Below are 4029 nucleotides of genomic sequence, written 5' to 3' on the forward strand. Positions count from 1 at the left end.
ATCGCAAGATTAGCTTTTCTTGTTTTAAAGATATTAGGATTCGAAAGAAGGGTCGGCCGGGTTCGATCCAATGGAGGCTCAGGGGTGTGCTTGGGAAATGAGGGGCTGAGCCAATCCCAGCGGGATCACTAAAGAAAAGCTAATCGCAAGATTAGCTTTTCTTATTTAACACTCACGGGAACTTCTTTTTGTCCCGCAAAAATTACCGGTAAAACCGAAAAGCTACAACAAAACCAATGCGCAACCCCATTCAGCCTATAGTTTACCGATAATCTAATATTGGACTGTTCTCACAAAACTATTTTCATTATCAGTTGTCTCTATTTATACAGACAAAAATTTTAATGATGAAAAGGCAATTAACATACATAATAATGTCATCCTCTTTTTTCCTTATTACAAGCTGCTCCGTAATAGAAGGGATATTTAAGGCTGGTGTTTGGACAGGCATCCTCATCGTAGTTGTTATAGTCGCCCTTGTCCTTTGGATCATCAGTAAACTTTTCGGTGGCACCAAATAACAGCCTCCTCTTTTAACAAACTTTTCGACACCTTTCGCCCGAATACCAACAACATCTCATCAATTCTCATTAACAACGCTTTTCTTGATCTCCATTTGAAAACATGTTTTTTATCTTATCTTTATAATTTCAAGAATTTACGGGCTCAATACATTAAAAATAGTAACCGATAATTCAAGAATAATTCTAGCGCTATCTTACCATCGTATTGACGCTAGAACATTTGTAATCAATGAAAGAGGATCGAGCACATGAAGAGATTTACGTTAAAAGAGATTGGCCAACAGTTAAACCTATCTCCAGGAACCATTTCCAAAGCACTAAACGATAGCCATGAAATAAGTGCAGAAACAAAAAAGCTAATCTTAGATTTTACGCAGAAAATCAATTATATACCAAATTTCTCCGCAAAAAGCTTAAAAACGGGGCGTTCAAACACCTTAGCAATCATTGTTCCATTTATTTCAAGCTTTTTTTTCTTTGATTTCTACGAAGAGATCTCGCACATTCTATCGCAGACGAATTATAAACTGATCCTATTGCAGACTTTTAACGACGAGAAAAAAGAAAAAGAAGCGCTGGAACTTTGCATACAAAGCAATATCGAAGGAGTGATCATTTCCCCTGTGAAAAATGATTCAAGCTTATCGCTTTTGTTTTATATGATGGAGCAGGTTTGTCCCGTCATTATTTTCGACCGAATAAACCATCAGCTCGATACATTCAAAATCGGAATCCAAAACAACAAGGTCATCTACCAGGCAACAGAAGAAATGATCAAAAACAGAAGAGAAAATATCATTCTTTTACTATGTAAAGATATTGGCGGAAATGTAAGCCGCATAAAAGGATATAAAGATGCACTCTTCAACGCCGGCGTACCCTTCAAAGAAGAAAATATTATAGAAATATCCTATTCCAGCCCCAAGGACAATATCGATGACGAACTGGAAAGCAAAATAAACACGTTATTAAATAAGCCCTCCGCTCCAAATGCACTCCTCTCAACGACAGACACCTTGTCGTTAAAAGTTTTGCACATATTAAATAAATTGAAGGTGAAAATTCCTGATGACATGAACTTAATTGGCTTTAGCAACACCCCTTTTGCCAACAGTCTCAATCCATCTCTAACAACAATTACCCAACCAACACAGCTGATGGCAGAAAAATCGGTAGAACTCCTCTTGCAGATGTTAAAGAAAAAAAACAAAAAGAATTATTTCGAATTCGAGACGTTTTTTTTGGACTGCAGTATCGAACACCGAAAATCTACATCATCCCTTTAAAGAAAAGGTCAAAATCCCACTATGGAATTTTGACCTTTTCAGAAAATATCGATCTCCACTATTAACGATCGACCGCAACATCCACCAATTAAACCTTACTTAAGCAATGATCGCAATGCATGGACAGGCAAATCTATTTTAGTATCATTGGATAGATTCCCGTTCAATGTTCCCCATTGCAAACTATCTAAACGGACAGATGATTTTCCTTCAGTTTTGATATTCAGAAGACCAACTTTGGCTTCAGGTCCTTTCCTATTGAAATAAACTTCTGAATTGTTTGCCACAATATCTGCACTTTGATAATTCGTACGCGGAAGTCCCAAAACACTATTCGTCGTGTTAACAAATAAACGACCAACAAGAGAATTCCCCTTACTGTCCGTCCCGCCAAGATCATCAATAGTGGAATTTGTCAGGTTCAGGTTCAACGTATTTATAACGGATTTTTCTGCAAGGGAAAATACCTCAACGCTATCACCTACAACAGTCAACTCGTTCAACTTAGCGGACAACTCGTTAATACCCGCATTTTTTAATTTTAAAACCTTAAAATCAGGTGAAAAAATATAGATTGACTTATAAAACCCCTCTCCTCCTGATAAAAGATCTAAGGTAAGATTGCCAGATTGATCAACATTCGCTTTCACAAAGTCGGCTTGACTTTTATTAACTTTAACCATAAACTTATCGCTTTTCACCCAATACAACCCTACACCGCTTGCATTGGTACCTACAATATAAAGCTTATCGAAAGCTGCCAAGGGAAACGACCGGTAATAAACATCCTTTGCACCTGGCTTAGATACCTCCTGCTCAACATCAGCATTATATTTTTTCGCATCCACTCGATTTATACGAACAAGGTAGGACGCGACAAGCATCGGAACCGCGAATAAGCCTATTGCTAATCCCATTATTATTTTTGTACTTAATTTCATGACTCATTTTGATTAAAATTCTGACTTACAAACCGTCTATAACGTTGCTCTAACTCATCCAGACCGATTTCCAATAAATAAATATTACGAAAAAACAAGGGAAGATCTTCTTCTAGAAAAATTGCCTTTCTATATAACTTCACATTCTTCACCGATTCTTGTGTCAGAAAAAAACCGATCCCGCGCTTATTGGCTATAATTTCTTTCTGCTGCAACATATCGTAGGTCCGCATAACAGTATTGGGGTTAACCTCCATCTGAACTGCCAATTCCCTTACTGAGGGGAGTTTTTCATCCACTTTCCAGGTCGCTAGCAAAATATGATCACATACATACTCAGCAATCTGAAGGTAAATGGCTTTATTTGCATTGAACTCCATACTAAATCTCCTTTTCTTTTAACCTTAAAAAAGCAACCGCCCAAATCATTATGGTAAGCAACACTCCTACAGCGCCGATCAATGCAAAAATATGATTTGAATCAGACCAATAGTTATTATCCATTGTACCTACGGTATCCTGGGTCTGAGTCTTCATTAAGTAAACAAAAAGACACATCCAAACAACACAGTAAAGCACAAGAAAAATAGCCGTCTTTACATATTGATAGTTTTGGTAGACGATCCCACCAAGTAAAAAAATTGCATTTAGAAGAATTGGTACAAAACAAAAATAATAAGCCGGTTCAGGGTATTGAATCTTGAAAAAGTACTGCCATAGATCCACACTGACCGTCCCCCCTGATGGCTGCACTTCATTTACAACCACAGAACCAACGCTCCTCAAATAAGAAACAAATGCCAGATCGATCAAATAAAAGACCAATAAGTATGAACCAATACTCACGACAACCGTATAGAATAAGCTGACCAGAAACTTTTCCAATTGTGACGCCGGAATCATCAGCTCAAAAATCGCCCGGGTCTTCTTCCCTAAATCGGCAAAATAACTACTTGAGATAACCGTTACAAAAAAGAGTCCCAAGATACAAAACAACGGTGCTCTGAAATTTAGCAACGAATAAACAGTATTCTTTTTGATGTCATCATAATTTGACCCCAAATTAACCGCATAAAAACCAAAAATTACCCCGGCAATAATCCCTATTGACATCAGATAAATTCGCCCAAAACCAATCCATTGTCTTCGAATCAGTCCAAAAAAACGCGTAGCATTAAATAGATTTGACATATTCATCAAGTTTAATAAGGTCCGTAATTTTTTCCTTGCACTGTAACACAGCATTAAATAACAACTCCAAATCCAGTTTCGAATCTT

Annotated in this window: 4 protein-coding genes; 1 reads left to right on the forward strand and 3 read right to left on the reverse strand. The window is 37.3% G+C overall.

The window, feature by feature from the left end; genetic code table 11:
* Positions 1 to 772 precede the first annotated feature (772 nt).
* Positions 773 to 1810 (forward strand): LacI family DNA-binding transcriptional regulator, encoded by a 1038-nt coding sequence (locus tag B2X72_RS17740; RefSeq protein WP_286850908.1) that lies wholly within the window; start codon positions 773 to 775, stop codon positions 1808 to 1810.
* A 95-nt stretch (positions 1811 to 1905) separates the two neighbouring features.
* Here B2X72_RS17740 and B2X72_RS17745 read toward each other — a convergent pair whose 3' ends face one another.
* Genes B2X72_RS17745 through B2X72_RS17755 form a run of 3 tightly spaced genes read right to left on the reverse strand, consistent with a single transcriptional unit; the run spans position 1906 to position 3942 of the window.
* A complete protein-coding gene (locus tag B2X72_RS17745; RefSeq protein ID WP_088162205.1) occupies positions 1906 to 2751 on the reverse strand; it encodes a hypothetical protein in 846 nt (281 codons plus the stop codon).
* Positions 2748 to 3131, reverse strand: a complete 384-nt coding sequence (locus tag B2X72_RS17750) for a GntR family transcriptional regulator (protein WP_070567719.1) — start codon at positions 3129 to 3131, stop codon at positions 2748 to 2750. The genes B2X72_RS17745 and B2X72_RS17750 overlap by 4 nt, the downstream gene beginning before the upstream one ends.
* Before the next feature lies 1 nt (position 3132).
* Complete coding sequence (locus B2X72_RS17755) at positions 3133 to 3942, reverse strand: hypothetical protein (protein ID WP_145328624.1); 810 nt, start codon at positions 3940 to 3942, stop codon at positions 3133 to 3135.
* Between the last annotated feature and the right edge of the window lie 87 nt (positions 3943 to 4029).

Origin of the sequence: Sphingobacterium sp. UBA7253 (genome assembly GCF_002472745.1) — a bacterium.
Classification (GTDB): Bacteria; Bacteroidota; Bacteroidia; order Sphingobacteriales; family Sphingobacteriaceae; genus Sphingobacterium; species Sphingobacterium siyangense.